At 67.0% G+C, this 16556-nt stretch carries 10 protein-coding genes; 3 read left to right on the forward strand and 7 right to left on the reverse strand.

Annotated elements, in window-relative coordinates:
- Positions 1–37: 37 nt before the first annotated feature.
- Together BIO17B3_RS09100 and BIO17B3_RS09105 are read left to right on the forward strand one after the other, a co-directional pair.
- On the forward strand, positions 38–2311 hold the full coding sequence (locus tag BIO17B3_RS09100; protein ID WP_156053797.1) for a primosomal protein N': 2274 nt from the start codon (positions 38–40) through the stop codon (positions 2309–2311).
- Positions 2312–2467: 156 nt separating this feature from the next.
- Positions 2468–3055, forward strand: coding sequence for a CBS domain-containing protein (locus BIO17B3_RS09105; protein ID WP_156053798.1), 588 nt, complete (start codon positions 2468–2470; stop codon positions 3053–3055).
- 12 nt (positions 3056–3067) lie between these two features.
- On the opposite strand, the gene BIO17B3_RS09110 is transcribed toward BIO17B3_RS09105, so the two are convergent.
- From BIO17B3_RS09110 to BIO17B3_RS09140, 7 genes are all read right to left on the reverse strand, one after another.
- On the reverse strand, positions 3068–4252 hold the full coding sequence (locus tag BIO17B3_RS09110) for a multidrug effflux MFS transporter (protein WP_156053799.1): 1185 nt from the start codon (positions 4250–4252) through the stop codon (positions 3068–3070).
- 59 nt (positions 4253–4311) lie between these two features.
- Positions 4312–5565 carry a cytochrome c gene (locus BIO17B3_RS09115; protein ID WP_156053800.1) on the reverse strand — a complete coding sequence of 418 codons (1254 nt, stop codon included), beginning with the start codon at positions 5563–5565 and terminating at the stop codon, positions 4312–4314.
- Positions 5566–5810: 245 nt separating this feature from the next.
- Positions 5811–6143, reverse strand: a complete 333-nt coding sequence (locus BIO17B3_RS09120; RefSeq protein ID WP_156053801.1) for a chemotaxis protein — start codon at positions 6141–6143, stop codon at positions 5811–5813.
- Between the two features lie 3 nt (positions 6144–6146).
- Positions 6147–7016: a neutral zinc metallopeptidase gene (locus BIO17B3_RS09125; RefSeq protein ID WP_156053802.1), complete on the reverse strand. Its 870-nt coding sequence runs from the start codon at positions 7014–7016 to the stop codon at positions 6147–6149.
- Positions 7017–7163: 147 nt separating this feature from the next.
- The gene (locus BIO17B3_RS09130) at positions 7164–10790 is read right to left on the reverse strand and encodes an indolepyruvate ferredoxin oxidoreductase family protein (protein ID WP_156053803.1); all 3627 of its coding nucleotides are present in this window, start codon (positions 10788–10790) and stop codon (positions 7164–7166) included.
- A gap of 245 nt (positions 10791–11035) precedes the next feature.
- Positions 11036–12901 carry a hypothetical protein gene (locus tag BIO17B3_RS09135; RefSeq protein WP_156053804.1) on the reverse strand — a complete coding sequence of 622 codons (1866 nt, stop codon included), beginning with the start codon at positions 12899–12901 and terminating at the stop codon, positions 11036–11038.
- Positions 12902–13113: 212 nt separating this feature from the next.
- Positions 13114–13710, reverse strand: coding sequence for an MliC family protein (locus tag BIO17B3_RS09140; RefSeq protein ID WP_156053805.1), 597 nt, complete (start codon positions 13708–13710; stop codon positions 13114–13116).
- 210 nt (positions 13711–13920) lie between these two features.
- Here BIO17B3_RS09140 and BIO17B3_RS09145 point away from each other — a divergent pair, with 210 nt between their 5' ends.
- Complete coding sequence (locus tag BIO17B3_RS09145) at positions 13921–16455, forward strand: DNA internalization-related competence protein ComEC/Rec2 (protein ID WP_232054235.1); 2535 nt, start codon at positions 13921–13923, stop codon at positions 16453–16455.
- Positions 16456–16556: the final 101 nt, after the last annotated feature.

A 16556-nucleotide genomic window follows, 5' to 3' on the forward strand; every position in this document is an offset into this window, starting at 1 on the left:
GTTTCGAACGCCGACCTCAACCCGCTACGCACTACCCATGTCCGTCGTTCTACAGGTTGCCGTCGACGCGCCGGGCCTGCCGCCACTCGATTACAGCGCTCAGGCGCCGCTGGCGCCGGGCACGCTGGTACGCGTTCCTCTGGGACGCCAGACCGTCAGCGGGGTGGTGATGGCGCTGGTACCGCAGCCGGACGCAGCCCGTCTCGCCGTGCTGCGCCCCATTGCCGCAGCGCACACCGCCCTCACCCCGCTGGCCCCCGCCTGGCTGGACTTGATGCAGTTCGTCGCGCGGTATTACCAGCGCGCGCTGGGGGAAGTCATCGGCGCGGCCCTGCCCGCCCAGTTGCGCAACCGCCAACCCGGCGAGGGAACGGCCGCGCCGCCTCGATCTTCGAACACGAGCTATCGCTGCACCGCAGCGGGCCTGTCGGCCTTGCCCGGCCAGATTGCGCCGCGCAGCGTGGCGCTCTGGCGGCTGGCGCGCGCACTCGGCGTCGCTGAAGCGGGGGAAACTCCTGCTGCCTCGACGCTGCCGTGCCTCAGCCTGACCGAGGCGCGGCGCTTGCATCCGCAAGCCGTCAAGGTGCTGGCCGACTGGGAGGGCTCGGGCTGGGTGGAAGCCACCGCAGCCGCCCCCGTCTCGCCGAACCCGGCCGCATCGGCCGCTGCGCCCACGCTGCACCCAGAGCAGGCGCAGGCGCTCGAAGCCATCGCCGCCAGTTCGGGCTTTTCGCCCTTCCTCTTGTTTGGCGTGACCGGCAGTGGCAAGACCGAGGTTTATCTGCACGCTGCGGCGCAGGTGTTGCAGCGCGAGCCCGAAGCGCAGGTGTTGGTGCTGACGCCCGAAATCAATCTCACGCCGCAACTGGTGGGCCGTTTCGAGCAACGCTTCGGCGCAGAGCACCTCGCCGTTTTGCACAGCGGCCTGTCGGAAGGGCAGCGGCTGCGACACTGGCTGGCGGCCCACAACGGCGCGGCGCGCATCGTGCTCGGCACCCGGCTGGCGGTGCTGGCTTCGCTGCCGACGTTGCGGCTCATCGTGGTCGACGAAGAGCACGACCCGTCCTACAAACAGCAGGAAGGCGCGCGCTATTCCGCCCGCGACCTGGCGCTATGGCGGGCGCAGCAACTCGGCATTGCCGTCGTGCTCGGCTCGGCCACACCCTCGCTGGAAAGCTGGCGGGCCGCGCAGACCGGGCGCTACCAGTTGCTCACCTTGAAACAGCGCGCCACCGGGGTGCTGCCCAGCGTGCGCATCGCCGACACCCGGCGCGACCCGACGCTGCGCGCCAGCGGCACGCTGATCGGCCAGACACTCGACGCCGCGCTGCGCCAGCGGCTCGCGCGCGGCGAGCAAAGCCTGTTGTTTCTCAACCGCCGCGGCTATGCCCCGGTGTTGAGCTGCCCCGACTGCGGCTGGATGTCGGACTGCCCGCACTGCGACGCGCATCTGGTGTTTCACCGCACCGACCGCACCCTGCGCTGCCACCACTGCGGCTACCAGGCCGCCGTGCCGCGCGCCTGTCCGGGCTGCGGCAGCCTCGATCTGCAGCCCGTGGGCAAGGGCACGCAGCGGGTGGAAGAGGCGCTGGCCGAAAAATATCCCGAGGCCCGCATCGCCCGCATCGACGCCGACAGCACGCGCCGCAAAGGCGCGGCGGCGAGCCGTTTCGACAGCGTCCACGCCGGTGAAGTGGACATTCTGGTGGGCACGCAAATGGTGACCAAGGGCCACGACTTCCAGAAAGTCACCTTGGTCGCCGCACTCAACCCCGATGCCGGACTGTTCACCCACGATCCGCGCGGCCCCGAGCGTCTGTTCGCCCAACTCATGCAGGCGGCCGGGCGGGCGGGCCGCGCCTTGCCGCCCCAGGGCGATACCCCCGCCTCCACCCCCGAGATGCTGGTGCAGACCGCCCACCCCGAACATCCGCTGTACCGCGCGCTGGTGGCGCACGACTATCCCGGTTTTGCGCAGGCCGAACTCATCGAGCGCGAGCGCGGCGGCATGCCGCCGTTTTCCTATCAGGCTTTGCTGCGCGCGGAACACCGGAATATCGACGCCGTGGTCGAGTTTCTGGCGCAGGCGCAGCAACTCGCCGCGCCCTTGGCCGAGGCGCTGGGCGTGACCGTCTATCCCCCCATTCCCGCCACGCTCGCCCGCATGGCCGATGTGCACCGCCTGCAGATGCTGATCGAAGGCAGCCATCGCGGCGCGTTGCAGAGCCTGCTTTCGCAGTGGCGCGCCGAGCTCACCGCCCTGCGCTCTCGGGTGCGCTGGGCAGTCGATGTCGACCCGCTCGATTTCTGAACGCCCGCATTGGCGGATGAAATGGCGCATATGTCGCATTCGGCGGCGGATTCGACATTTCGATACAACAGCCTGGCGCAGCACGGACTAAATTGGGTGCATCGAAAGCGTATTGCAGTGCAGCAAACGCTGGTCCTTTTCTGGGAGAGAACCCTCATGTCCACTCAACGCCCTCTGCATCATCACCCCCTTCCCGCAGGCACACCCGTGATCGAGTTCGACCACGGCCGCCCCGGCAGTGTCACCCCTGACTCTCCGGCCACCGATGTGATGACCGACCTGCGCCACACCCCGGCCTTCACCACCGAAGCCGACGCGTCCGCCAACCAAGCGCTGCAAAAGATGATGCACGCCGGGGTGCGTCTGCTGCTGGTCACTAACTCCGCGCGGCACGTCGTCGGCCTGATCACCGCGCGCGACCTGATGGGCGAAAAGCCGGTACGCGCCGCCACCGAAAACCAGATTCCGCGCGACGCGGTCACCGTGGCGCAATGCATGGTGCCGCAGCAGCACATCGAAGTGCTCGATTACGCCGAAGTGCTGCGCTCTACCGTGGCTGAAATCGTGCTCACCCTGCGTCACTCCGGCCGTCAGCATGCGCTGGTGCTGGAAGCCGACGGCAAACCCGTGGTGCGCGGCATTTTCTCGGCGGTGCGCATCGGTCGGCAACTGGGGATCGAACTGCAGGCCAGCGGCCAGATGCAGAGCTTTGCAGAACTAGAGCAGGCAATCGCCGCGCTCTGAACGAGGCCTGCGTCAACGCGGCGCAAGGCGCTGGTTCACCCACAAGGCCAGGCCCGCAAACGCACAGAACACGGCGGCCATCGGCAAGGCGCTGTGGGCGGCGATCATGCCCACGGCCGAGCCGCTGGCCGCCGCCAGTGTGAACTGAAGGCTGCCCATCAGGGCCGCCGCGCTGCCCACGCGGCCCGTCTGATGCGCCAGCGCCAGCGCCGTGGCGTTGGGAAACGAAAAACCCAGGCTGGACAGGGCGATGAACAGGGGAATGACCACGCCCCATAAACCGCCCACCTTGAACACGGCAAGCGCCAACATCACGCTCGCCCAGACCGTCAGACTGAGCAAGGCCCAGTGCAACAGCACGCCGCTGCCCACGCGAGCCAGCAGCGCATGATTGATCTGCGACGCGGCAATCAGGCCCAGGGCATTGGCGCCGAACACCCAGGCGAACTGCGCCGAACTCAGTCCGAATACCTGCATGAACACGAACGGCGCAGCGGCGATGTAGGCAAACATGGCCGACTGCCCTAGTGCCCCGCTGAGGGCAAAACCGATGAAGCGCCGATCGCGCAACAGATCGAAATAAGTGCGCAGGGCATTGCGCACCGGGTGCTGCTGGGCATTGCTGCGAGCCCCCGGCGCCAGCGACTCCGGCAGCGCTAGCGCGGCCAGCAGGCAGGCCACGCCGAAGGCTGAGAGCACCAGAAAAATCGCCCGCCAGCCCCAGGCCTGCACGAGGGCCGCACCCGCCAGCGGCGCCAGAATGGGGGCAGCGCCAAGCACCAGGGTCAGCCGCGAGAACACCCGCGCGGCGTCAACCGGGGCGTAAAGATCGCGCACCATGCTGCGCGCAATCACGATGCCCGCACAGCCGCCCAGTGCCTGCAAGAGTCGCCACAGCATCAAGGCATCCATCGAGGCCGCCATGGCGCAGCCCAGCGAGGCCAGAACGTAAAGCGCGATGCCGATGAGCAGCGGCCGCTTGCGGCCATAGCGGTCGGACACCGGCCCCCAGAATGCCTGACCCAGCGCCAATCCGACAAAAAACACCACCAGCGTGCGCTGTACTGCCTCGGGCGTGGTGTGCAGATCATGCTGCAGGGCGGTGAAGCCCGGCAGGTACATGTCGATGGACATGGGGGCGAAGGCGGTGAGCGCCCCCAGGGTGAGAATGCGCTGCAGCGCGCCGGATCGGGCCATGCAGCGCATTGTCGCAGCGCTGCCACGCTGCCACTGCGACTGACCCTGGCCCGTGGCGATCAGTGCGAGTCGATGGCGCGCCGCAACTCCTTGACCTGCTCGGCCGAGACCGGCTCGGCAGCGTTGCCCCAGCTGGTGCGGATGTAGGTCACCAGATCGGCGATCTGCTGATCGCCGAGTTGCGCGCCGAACGGCGGCATGACCATCGGCGCGGGGGCTGATGCCGTCACCGCGGTGCTCGCCCCGGCCAGAATGACGTGGATGGCGTTGGTCGGGTTGATGCACTGCACAGAGGGATTGGCCACCAGGCTGGGAAAGGCGGCGGGCACGCCCTGGCCGTTGGGTTGGTGGCAAGCCACGCAATGCTGGTTATACAGCGCCTTGCCGCGCTGCACCGCAGCGGGGTCGGGCTGGGTGCCCGCTACCTGCGCGCTGGTCTCGGAGGGCAACGATTTGAGATAAACGCCCATGGCGAGCAGATCCTCATGGTCGAGGTGCTGGGTGCTGTGGTGGATGACCTCGGTCATGCCGCCCGCCACGGTGTAATTCTGAGCGCTACCCGTTTGCAGCAACAGCGCGAAGTCCTGCGCGCTGAGGGTTTTCTGCAGACAGGCGCTGCGCAGATTGCTGGCATACCAGTGCTCCACCGTACCGCCGGTGAGGTAGAGCCTGCCGCCCGGCCCGTTGGCGCTCAGCGCTTTTTCCTGGAAGAACAGCCCGCGCGGCGTATGGCAGGCGCCGCAATGCCCCAACCCTTCGACCAGATACGCGCCGCGGTTCCACTGCGCGCTCTGCTTGGGATCGGGTTTGAACACCGTGTCGCGCACGAACAGCCAGTTCCAGATCGCCAGCGGCCAGCGGATGGTCATCGGCCACACCATATCGGGTTTGCGGTTGGGCGTGGGGTTTGGCGCCACGCCTTGCATGAAATAGGCATACAGCGCGTGCATGTCCTGCGGCGTGACGCGCGCGTACGACGGATACGGCATGGCCGGGTAGAGGTATTTGCCGCCCGGCGCCACACCATGGCGCACCGCACGGTCGAACTGTTCGAAGCTGTAGTTGCCGATGCCGTGCGTCTTGTCCGGGGTGATGTTGGAGGAATAGATCGCGCCCATGGGCATGACCATCTTCAGACCGCCGACAAAGGGCTTGCCGCCCGGCGCCGTATGGCAGGCCACGCAATCACCCGCGCGGGCCAGATACGCGCCACGCTGCACCTCCTGGTCGGAAAATTGGGCCGCCACCGCCAAACCGCATTGCGCAGCCAGCAGCCCGGCCAGCATGACACGCCACCCCATCTTCTTGTTCATACCCGTTCCTTTTCAGCGCTGCGATGAAAGAGTTTGCAGCGCAACAATCTGTAATCAGGTTACGGGGCGTGGCGGCCTCCAGGGTTGATGCAGGCCAAAGGAGTGCGACACGGTGTCGCAACCCGCGCCCGGCGACAGGCAGGCGGGCGGACGGGTTGACCTGCTGCAGGGCCGGGTGCAGATCCCTGCATTCCTCCCGCACGGCAAACAGAAACTCTTTGCCGACCGCAGCCAACCGCGGCGCTTCAGCGCAGCAACGCGGCGAGGGCCAGCACCAAAGCCACGGCGCCCAGGCTCAGCGCCAGTGCGGCCCAGCGCTGCTGTTTGCGCTGCGCCTCGGCGAGTTGCAGGCCAGCCTGCTCCAGCGCGGTGACCGTGGTTTGCAGTTGCTGTGCGAGCGCCCGCACGTGTTCGGCGTTGTGGGTCACGGCCGTCTGCAATTCCTCGATCTGCTTCTGCTGCGTATCGGCCGCCTCTTTGTCTGACTTGCGTTGCTTGAACACCGGCAACGCAAGTTTCGCCACCGACTCGATATACGGCAAGGCGGCGCCGATGGCCGTCATCCAGGTTACGGGCATGGCTCAGAGCTGAGAGGCGTTGAAGGTATCGCAGACCTGCGGCCGCCCGCTGGCGAAGCCGGTCTGGAACCAGCGCGCGCGTTGCGCCGAGGTGCCGTGGGTGAACGAATCGGGCACCACATAGCCGTGCGCCAGCTTTTGCAGCCGGTCGTCACCCACGGCCTCGGCCGCGTTGATGGCCTCTTCCACATCGCCCGGCTCCAGCACCTTGCGCTCGTTCTGCGCGTGATAGGCCCAGACCCCGGCGTAGCAATCGGCCTGCAGCTCCAGCCGCACCAGCAGGGCGTTGGCGCGAGCGGGGCTGCTGCGCTGCATGGCGTCGCGCACCTTGCTCTCCACGCCCAGCAGATTCTGCACATGGTGGCCGACTTCATGCGCGATCACATACGCCTCGGCGAAGTCGCCCTTCGCGCCAAGGCGCTGCTGCAACTCCTGGAAAAACTGGGTATCGAGATACAGCTTCTGGTCCGCCGGGCAGTAGAACGGCCCGGTGGCTGCCTGCGCGTAGCCGCAGGCCGACTGCACCGCGCCGGAAAACAGCACCAGCTTGGGATCGACATACTGCCGCCCCGCCTGCTGGAACAGCGCGCCCCAGGTGTCTTCGGTATCGGCCAGCACCACGGAGAGAAACTCCTTGTCCTGCTGATCCTTGGCGGTCAGCGCGGCAGGGGCTTGCTGCGTGGATTGCTGCGTCTGCTGCTGCGCCACCTGATTGAGCACCACACTCGGGTCGACCCCGAAATACAGCGCCACCAGCGCCAGCACGATGGTGCCAATGCCGCCGCCCACAAGCCCGCCCCGCCCGCTGGGCCGAGGCCCGGAAGCCCGCTGATCTTCGACGTTGTCACTGCGTCTGCCATTTTTCCAGAGCACGATGCCCCTCCCCTTCAAGGAAACGCCGGGCCGCCCCAAGTTTCCTTGACCCCCATGGGGGGCGGGTCGGCAAGCCGACCCCGGGGGCACTCGAATGGCGCGAATTATGCCGTTTCAACGAACCCGCCCGGAAGGATGGCACATACATCAAGCCACGGTCTCTGGCACGGTCTGGGAGTCTGGAGACGAGACACCCGCCGTCACTTGCCGCCACTTGCGCATCAGCGCCTCCCACTGCGGCAGCACTTGCGCCAGATGGCGCTGCTTGATGTGGCCGTAGCCGCGGATGCCGTCGGGCAGACGGGCGATCTGCGTGGCGAGCTGCAGGCGCTCGGGCGGGCTGTTGGCGTCGAGGCCGCGCAGCAATTCGGCAATCGTCTCGCGGTATTGGCCGATCAGGGCGCGTTCCTGCTTGCGTTCCGCCGTATGGCCGAAGGGGTCGAGCGCGGTGCCGCGCAGCACCTTGAGCGGCGCGAGCAGCTTGAATGCCGTCCCCATCCAAGGGCCGAACTCGCGCTTGATGAGTTCGCCCTTGGCATTGCGCTTGCTCCACAGCGGCGGGGCCAGGTAGTAATGGCGCTTGAAATCGCCCTCGAACTGCTCTTGCAGTTGTTTGGCAAACGCCGGGTCGGACTGCAGCCGCGCCACTTCGTACTCGTCTTTGTAGGCCATGAGCTTGAACAGATTTTGCGCGACCGCCGTGGTGAGCGCGGTGGAGCCCAGCGGCGCTTCCGCAGCGCGCACTTGCGCGACGAAGTCGGCGTACTGCCGGGCGTAGGCAGCGTTCTGGTAGCCGGTGAGGAACTCCACCCGGCGCTGAATGATTTCGTCCAGGCTGGGACGCTTGACCAGTTGAATGACTTGCTCTGCAGCACTCAGCGCGGCGATGCCCTGCGGATCGTGCGCCGCATGGCGGCCCCATTCGAACGCCGCCTTGTTCTTCTCGACCTGCACCGCGTTGAGCTCGATGGCGCGCATCAGCGCGGCATGGCCCAGCGGCACCCAGCCCTTCTGCCAGGCGAAGCCCAGCAGCATGGGGTTGGCGTAAATGGCGTCGCCCAGCAACTTCTCGGCGGCGCGCACACAGTCGAACCCCGCCACATGGTCGGCGCCAGCGGCCTGTTCAATGGTCTTGTGGCAGGCAGCGTCGGGAAACTGCCAATCGGGGTTGTGAACGAAGGCGGCGGTGGGCGTGCTGTGGGTGTCGATCGCGACGAAGGTGCGGCCTTCGCGCACGCGCGCCAGGGTTTCGCGGTCGGCAGTGACGATGGGGTCGCAGCCGAGAATCAGTTCGGCCTCGGCCGTGCCGACCCGGGTGGTGACGATCTGCTGCGGGTCATTCGCGATCAGCACATGGCTCCAGGTCGCGCCGCCTTTTTGCGCCAGCCCGGCGGCGTCCTGCGTGACCACGCCCTTGCCCTCGATGTGCGCGGCCATGCCGAGCAACTGGCCGATGGTGATAACGCCGGTGCCGCCGACACCCGCGACGACGATGCCGTAGCTGCCGCCGCCCGCCACATCGTCACGCACCGGGTCGGGCACCTCGGGCTGAGGCAGTTCGGGCATGGAAGCCAGATCGGCCCCCGGCTGCGGCTTGGGTTTGCGCAGCGTGCCGCCTTCTACCGTGACGAAGCTGGGGCAGAAGCCCTTGAGGCAGGAAAAGTCTTTGTTGCAGCTGCTCTGGTTGATGCTGCGCTTGCGGCCGAATTCGGTTTCCAGCGGCTCGACCGACAGGCAGTTGCTCTGATCGGAACAGTCGCCGCAGCCTTCGCAAACCAGCGGGTTGATGACCACGCGCCGCGCCGGATCGACCATCAGCCCGCGTTTGCGGCGGCGACGCTTTTCAGTGGCGCAGGTCTGGTCGTAGATGATGACGGTGATGCCAGCCTCTTCGCGCAACTCGCGCTGAATGGCATCGAGATCGTCGCGGTGGCGCACCGTTGCCCCGCTGGCCAAGCCGACGGCGTTGTCGTACTTCTGCGGCTCGTCGGTGACCACCACGATGCGGCGCACGCCTTCTGCCTCGAGCTCGCGGCTGATCTGCGGCACGGTCAGGCCGCCTTCGACCGGCTGCCCGCCCGTCATCGCCACGGCATCATTGAACAGAATCTTGTAGGTGGCATTCACCCCGGCGGAGATGGCTTGGCGGATGGCGAGCAGCCCCGAGTGGTAATAGGTGCCATCGCCCAGATTGACGAACACATGCTTGTCGGTGGTGAACGGCGCCTGGCCCACCCAGGCCACGCCCTCGCCGCCCATCTGGCTGAAGGTCTGCGTGGCACGGTCCATCCACACCACCATGTAATGGCAGCCGATACCGGCCATGCCGCGCGAGCCTTCGGGCACGCGGGTAGAGGTGTTGTGCGGGCAGCCCGAGCAGAACCAGGGCGGACGCTGAGCACTAGCGCCCGGCGCCTGCAGGGTGCGCTCGCGCGCGTCGATCACCGCCAGCCGTTCGCTGATGCGGCGCTGCACATCCACCCCGGCGTCGCGCAGGATGCCCAGCCGCTCCAGCCGCGCGGCGATGGCGCGGGCGATGATCGCCGGATTGAGGTCCGCCTTGGCGGGCAGCAGCCAGTTACCACCGGGATTGGGCTGGCTCCATTCGCCGCCGGTGCGGTCTCCCGCGATTTCGTCGAACTTGCCGATGACGTTGGGCCGCACGTCTTCGCGCCAGTTGTAGAGCTCTTCCTTGAGCTGATACTCGATGACCTGGCGCTTTTCCTCCACCACCAGAATTTCCTGCAGCCCGGTGGCGAATTCGCGGGTGAGCTGCGCCTCGAGCGGCCAGACCACGGCGACCTTGTGCAGACGGATGCCGAGCTGCGCGCAGGTGTGGACGTCCAGCCCGAGATCGTTCAGGGCTTGACGGGTATCGTTATAGGCCTTGCCCGAGGCCATGATGCCCAGCCGCGCGTGCGGGCTGTCGATGACGGTGTGGTTCAAGCGATTGGCGCGGATATAGGCCAGCGCCGCGTACCACTTCACATCCATCAGCCGTGCCTCCTGGGCCAGCGGCGTGTCGGGGATGCGGATGTGCACGCCGTCCGGCGGCAGGGCAAAGTCTTCGGGTAGCAGAATGCGCACGCGGTCGGCGTCCACATCGACCGTGGCCGAAGACTCCACGATTTCCTGGATGGTCTTCATGCCCGACCAGACGCCGGCATAGCGGCTCAGGGCAAAGGCGTGCACGCCCAGATCGAGAATGTCCTGCACCGAGGTGGGAAAGAACACCGGCAGCCCGCAAGCCTTGAAGATATGGTCGCTCTGGTGCGCCAGCGTCGATGATTTGGCCACATGGTCATCGCCCGCCACGGCGATCACGCCGCCGTGACGCGCGGTGCCAGCGCTGTTGGCGTGCTTGAACACATCCGAGCAGCGATCCACGCCGGGGCCCTTGCCGTACCAGATGCCGAACACCCCGTCGAATTTGTTTTTATCGGGAAACAGATCGAGCTGCTGCGTACCCCAGACGGCGGTGGCCGCCAGTTCCTCGTTGACCCCGGGCTTGAACACCACGTTGTTGGCCTCGAGGATTTTTTTGGCCTTCCACAGCGCCTGGTCGTAGCCACCCAGCGGCGAGCCGCGGTAGCCCGAGATGAAGCCCGCGGTGTTGAGCCCGACGGCGGCATCGCGCTGCCGCTGCAGCATGGGCAGACGCACCAGCGCCTGAATGCCGCTCATGAAGGCGCGGCCGGAATCTAGGGTGTATTTGTCGTCCAGCGAAATGGTCGCCAGCGCACGACGGATGTGCTCGGGTAGGGGAGCGTTCATCGCCTGTCTCCTTGTGTGGCGCGCACCGCTCAAAGGCCGCGCCGTTGGGTCACCGATCGGCCGCCGATCAGGCTGGCCGGGCAATTGCGGTGCCATGTCTCAGCACGGCCCGCACGCCGTCTTGTGAACGGCGGTCGGCTTTATGCCGACAAGGTCATGCTAGTGCGGCTGCGAAGGAGTGAACAGGGGGAGAAGCGATAGGCGCTTTGGGCTTGCGGACTTGCGCGCGCAAGCCTTGCGCGCGGTCAGGCGTAGGACGGCAGAATGAGCACGTAGGTGTCCACCGCCGCATTGGGGTTGACTACCGGATTGCTCGGATCGCCATCGCCCCAGTCGCTGTTGAACAGAATGCGCGTGCCGCTGGTGCTGAAGGTCACGTTCGGCTGCGCCCAGTAGTTGCTCTGCGAGGCGTTGCTCCAGTTGCCCGTACTGCGGTGGTGGGCCAGCCGCCAGGTGACGCCACTGGTCAGGTTGGTGATCATCAGCTCCTGGTCGAGGATGGTGCAGGGATTGGCCGTCGGGCCGCTGTTGCCGTTACTGCCGGGCGAGGCCACCCCATTGCTGCCGGTGCCGTAGATGTTGCCCGTCATGCCGGTGACGACCCAAGACGGATTTTTCCAGGCGGTCGAACCGCTGAGGCTGCCCGTCGTGGGATAGCCCCAGCCGCTACTCTCGCCCACATCGTTACTCACCGCTCCGGTGTTGAGGTTGCAAACAATCACATTGCCGTTGCCGCCGGTGTTGCGCGAGAACTGCGAGCCCACCAGCAGATCGTTGCCGCTCGCATCCATCGCGGTATCGCAGTGCTCGTTGGTGTCGAAGTTCACCCAGCGCACCAGCTTGCCGGTAGCGGCGTCCAGTACGGCGCTTTGCGTGGTGGGCTGCGAATTCAGCCCCACGGCAGCGTTCCAGATGAAGAACTTGCCGGACACCGACGGGAACGGCGTCGATCCCCGCGCCTGCGGTTGCGGCACGATGCTCTGGTCATACAGCGTGAACGCCCCCGTCGCCTCGTTAAAGCCGAACACCCACATGCCTAGTTCGCCGGACACATTGGGCACATTGGTGCCAAACGCGCCCAAGCCCCAGATGCGCTGCCCCTGCGCGTTCACGCCCAAAGCGAACGGGTAGCCGCAGCGCACCCCTTGCGTGCCGGAAGGACAACCCGGCGGCAAGCCGTTGGGCAGAAAACTGTGGATGATGGTCTTGGCCCCGGTTTCCACATTGATCGCCGTGAGGTCGGCCAGGTTTTGGCTGCCCACAGAGTGGTTGTCGATATAGCGCAGCGTGGCCGGGTCGGCGTGATCCCAGTAGAACTGTTCCACGTCACCCGGATTGATGTCGAGGAACTTGATGAAGGCGTAGGTCGTGCCGTCATACATCGCCCAGCCCTGCTGCCCACCGGCCTGTGCCGTCGAACCGGGCACGTAAAGGATGAAGCGGGTTTCATCGCAATTCCAGGCCATCGCCGTGGGGTAGGCCGGGGCGACACACAGATTGTTGAAGTCCTTGACACAGTCCGTGATGCGAGTGATCTGCAGGCCCGTGTCCGGATCTTTGATGGTTTGGCCCTTGGCGGGTTTTGTCAGTTTGCTGTAGGGGATGGGCGTCTGCCCAAATTGTTTTAACCCAGCAGATAAGTCAGTTCCGGACGCAACCTGTTGCGTTGCCTGCGTAGGCGACGACGCGGGCTCAGAAGGCTGAGCCGACGTCGTGGTGGTCTGCGTTGGTTGCGTCTGCTGTGAAGCGGGCGAAGTGGTGGGAGCTGACGATGCCGTCGAAGTCGGCTGTGACTGTGATGACGCGGCTGGTGGCGATGTGGCTGGCGCGGTCTGGCTAGGCGCCGTGCTGCTTGGAGCTGTCTGCGTCTGCTGCGCGCTGGACGCGGTCGTCGTCGGCATCACAGGCGGCATGGTGTTGCCGCCCGAGGCGACCGGCTGCACATTGTTGGGACTCGCCTGGGCGCCAGTGGACAGGGCCGTCGGACCGGAGGAGCTTGCCCCGCCCCCGCAAGAAGCCAACGTGCCGATCGCCGGCAAGGTCAGGATGGTTTTCTGGATGAATAGGCGTCGGGATTGCTGCACGGTGGACTCCAGGATGATGGTTGCCATGGGTGACGGGCCGCTTGCAGGCCCTGCCTTCCAGTCGCCCTAACAGCCCGTTCTTGGCCGGTAACGCCCCCCCTGACCATGCCCAGCGCATGAAATATTTCACGCCGATGGCCATGGAATTGGCATTCATCCCTAATTTAAGGGGGTAAGCACCTTCAGTCTGTATCTTGAAGTAAAAGTGGTGAGATTTATCCGGGGTCCTTCGGCGCCGCTCACTGCTGCTGACACACCGTGTTGGTGTTCTGCAGGAAGTTGGTCACCGTGGCCTGGCGGCCTTTGAACCAAACCTGGAAAGCGCTGTTGCGATAGCGGGCGCCGTCGGCGGAGACGGTCTGATCCAGGGTGAGATTGCCCAGCGCGGTTTGCAGCGTGACCGACACATCGCCGAAGGTGGCGATGAAAGAGCTGCCGTCCTGGCAGTTGAAGCGCACGGCGCCCGGCGGCAGGGCGGATGCACTGGGCTGCGGTGCCGAAACTTCAGGCGTGGGCGCTGGGGGCGCGAACTGCGGCGCAGCGGGCGCGCTTGCGGCCGGGGCCACACCGGCCGGCCCCAGGGGCTGCACGGTGATGGGCGCGGAGGGTGCCAGCGGCTGGGCTTCGCTCTGGGGCGCTTGCGGAGTGACGGGGGCGTAGGTCGACGGCGGCACCGTGACGCGCGGCGTGGGCGGGTTGAGTTGCTGCACCGGCACCGGCTGGTTGAGATTGACCGGCGTGGCGCATCCCGCCAGGGTCAGCGCACCGAGGGCCGCAAGTGCCGCCGCACCGACTGCGCTCAAGCGCAGAAAAGAAGTGTGTTCTTGCCGATTCATGCAGGGACTCCCGAAATCTGTTGCAGAAATTGAACCATACAAACTTAACCTGCTTGCCCATGTGATGGCGCGCAACTGTAGAGACTTGTAAAACCCGCAAAACTACCGCGTCGCCCTGCCCGCTTTTTATGATGCATCAAGACGCCCTCCCGGGAAAACGCCGGGACGCCCCGCGATAAACCCTCTGCCTGCGGCCTGAAGGAACCCGACTTGCCGACCTTTGCCCTTGCCGTCCTGCTGGGCTGTGCGCTGCAGACCGCGCAGGCCGCGCTCTGGCCGCAGCCGATTTACGGCGTGATGGCGACCGCAGGCATCGGACTGACTGCGGCGCTGCTGCTGTGGCAGGGCCGCTACGGCGGCTGGGCGAACAAAAAGCAAAAGCGGCAACGCATCGCCCTTGAACTTCTGCTCGCCAGCGGCGGTTTTGCGCTCGCTTTCGGGTTGACGGGCTGGCGCGCCACTCCGCTGCTGGCCGACCGCCTCGATCCGGCGCTCGAAAGCCAGGTCATCCAGGTGCGCGGCGTGGTGACCGGGCTGCCGGTGCTCTACCCCGATGCCACGCGCTTCGTCCTCACGATCACCCCGCCCGCCCCGGCCGGGGTACCGAGCAAGGTGTCGCTGAGCTGGTATGCGCGGCGTAACGGTTCCGGCCCTGCTGAAGCTCCGCCGCGAGTGCATCCCGGCCAGGAATGGCAGTTTTCGGTGCGCCTCAAGCGCCCGCATGGCCTCGCCAATCCGGGCGGCAACGACACCGAACTGACGCTGTTCCGCGAGGGCATCGGCGCTACCGGAACCGTGAGCCGCATGGGCGCGCCCCCGCAGCTTCTCGGCCTTCGCCGCGCGCCTGCCGACTGGATCGCGCAACTGCGCGACCACCTGCGCCAGCGCATGATGACCGCGCTGCAAGGGCAGAACGCGCCTCACCCCCTCCCTACCTCCCCCACGGCGTGGGGGAGGAGCGATCACTCCGTCCCCGCTGCCGACACCGTCATCGCGCTGGCTCTGGGCGATCAAAGCGCCATTTCCGCGCAAGACTGGGCGACTTACCGCATCACCGGCGTCGCGCATCTGATGAGTATTTCCGGTCTGCACATCACCCTGCTGGCCTGGCTGGCGCTGGGTCTCGTGGGCGGTTTGTGGCGGCAGAGCGCCCGGCTGCGTCATCCCTGGACGCTGACCCTTCCCGCCCCCACCGTCGCCGCCTGGGGCGCGCTGCTGATCGCCACCGCCTACGCGTTCATCGCGGGCTGGGGCGTGCCGGCGCAGCGCACCCTGCTGATGCTCGCGGTGGTGCTGTTGCTGCGCCAGCGGGGGCTGCGCGCCGACTGGCGCGACGTGATGGCGCTGGCGCTGACCGCCGTGCTGCTGTGGGATCCGTGGGCGGTTCGGCAGGCCGGGTTCTGGCTGTCTTTCGTGGCGGTGGGCATGTTGTTCGTTGCGGGCAACCGCAGGCACCCGGAAACCGCAGCGCTGGCCTGCGGCCCCGCTGAAGCCGCGCCCGCCAGTCGGCTGCAGCGCGGCGCTCAGGCGTTGCGCCGCGCCGCGCACTCGCAGTGGGTGGCCACTATCGCCCTGCTGCCGCTCACGCTGTTGTTCTTTCAGCAAATCGCGGTGCTCTCGCCGCTGGCCAATGCTCTGGCGATTCCCGTGGTCACCCTGGTGGTTGCGCCGCTGGCGGTCGGCGGCCTGCTGCTGCCCGCGCCGCTGGACGGCTGGGCGTGGCGGCTCGCGGCCTGGGTGCAGCAGGGCCTGGACGCGGTGCTGCGCCAAATGGCCGACTGGCCGCTGGCGCAGTGGCACGCCGCCGCGCCCGACGGTCTAACGCTGGCGCTGGCCGCGCTCGGCGTGCTGGCGCTGGCGCTGCCGTGGAACTGGCGGCTGCGCGCGCCCGGTCTGTTGCTGCTCCTGCCACTGGCGAGCAACCCCGGCACAGCGCCCGAGACCGGGGCGATGGAGGTGTGGTTTGCCGATGTCGGACAGGGCATGGCGGTAGTGGTGCGCACCGCGCGGCACACCCTGCTGTACGACACCGGGCCGCGACAGGCGCCGGGCGTGGACGCCGGTGGCCGCGTGCTGCTGCCGCTGCTGCACAGCCTGGGCGTACGCCGTCTCGACCGCGTGGTGGTGAGTCACGACGACAGCGATCACGCGGGTGGCGCAGCCACCCTCGCCCGCGCCCACCCCGAGGCCGATCTGCTCACCTCGGCCCCACCGGACGTCGCCGCCCGCTACGGCCTGCAACAGCGCCAGCCCTGCACCGCCGGCCAGCACTGGCGCTGGGACGGCGTGGACTTCCGCATCGTCAACCCCCCGCCCGGCGACGCCCCCAGCAGCGACAACGCCCGCTCCTGCGTGCTGCATGTGGCCGCGCGCGGCGCCTCGGTGCTGCTCACCGGCGACGTCGATCAGCCGCAGGAGCGCGCCCTGCAGCGCGCCGATCTACTGCCCTATGCCGACGTGCTGCTGGCGCCGCATCACGGCAGCAAGACGTCGTCGAGCGAGGCTCTGCTCGACACGGTGATGCCGCGCGCCGCGGTGGTGCAGGCGGGCTACCGCAATCCGCACGGCCACCCCCACCCCGCTGTGCTGGCGCGCTACGCCGAGCGCGGCATCGCCGTCTGGCGCACCGACCAGCAGGGCGCGCTGCTGTGGCGCGACACCGCGCCCGACACCTTCATCGCCTGGCGCGATGCGAAACCGCATTACTGGAGCGCAAATGTGAAGCCTGCCGAGGTTTCTCGCTGAAGTTTCACACCAAACGACCTGTTTGGCCGGTATCTTGCCGAATCTGCCCTATGCTCGCAGTCAATGGGCGCATGAAGTTTGACCGCAATCGGGGGAGGCCC

Source organism: Thiomonas sp. OC7 (assembly GCF_900634595.1).
GTDB lineage: Bacteria > Pseudomonadota > Gammaproteobacteria > Burkholderiales > Burkholderiaceae_C > Thiomonas > Thiomonas arsenitoxydans.

What these genes read in the sequence shown, in the direction of transcription:
- BIO17B3_RS09100 (WP_156053797.1), top strand. Translation starts at nt 38, where the DNA reads ATGTCCGTCGTTCTACAGGTTGCCGTCGACGCGCCGGGCCTGCCGCCA.
- BIO17B3_RS09105 (WP_156053798.1), top strand. Translation starts at nt 2,468, where the DNA reads ATGTCCACTCAACGCCCTCTGCATCATCACCCCCTTCCCGCAGGCACA.
- BIO17B3_RS09110 (WP_156053799.1), bottom strand. Translation starts at nt 4,252, where the DNA reads ATGGCCCGATCCGGCGCGCTGCAGCGCATTCTCACCCTGGGGGCGCTC.
- BIO17B3_RS09115 (WP_156053800.1), bottom strand. Translation starts at nt 5,565, where the DNA reads ATGAACAAGAAGATGGGGTGGCGTGTCATGCTGGCCGGGCTGCTGGCT.
- BIO17B3_RS09120 (WP_156053801.1), bottom strand. Translation starts at nt 6,143, where the DNA reads ATGCCCGTAACCTGGATGACGGCCATCGGCGCCGCCTTGCCGTATATC.
- BIO17B3_RS09130 (WP_156053803.1), bottom strand. Translation starts at nt 10,790, where the DNA reads ATGAACGCTCCCCTACCCGAGCACATCCGTCGTGCGCTGGCGACCATT.
- BIO17B3_RS09135 (WP_156053804.1), bottom strand. Translation starts at nt 12,901, where the DNA reads ATGGCAACCATCATCCTGGAGTCCACCGTGCAGCAATCCCGACGCCTA.
- BIO17B3_RS09140 (WP_156053805.1), bottom strand. Translation starts at nt 13,710, where the DNA reads ATGAATCGGCAAGAACACACTTCTTTTCTGCGCTTGAGCGCAGTCGGT.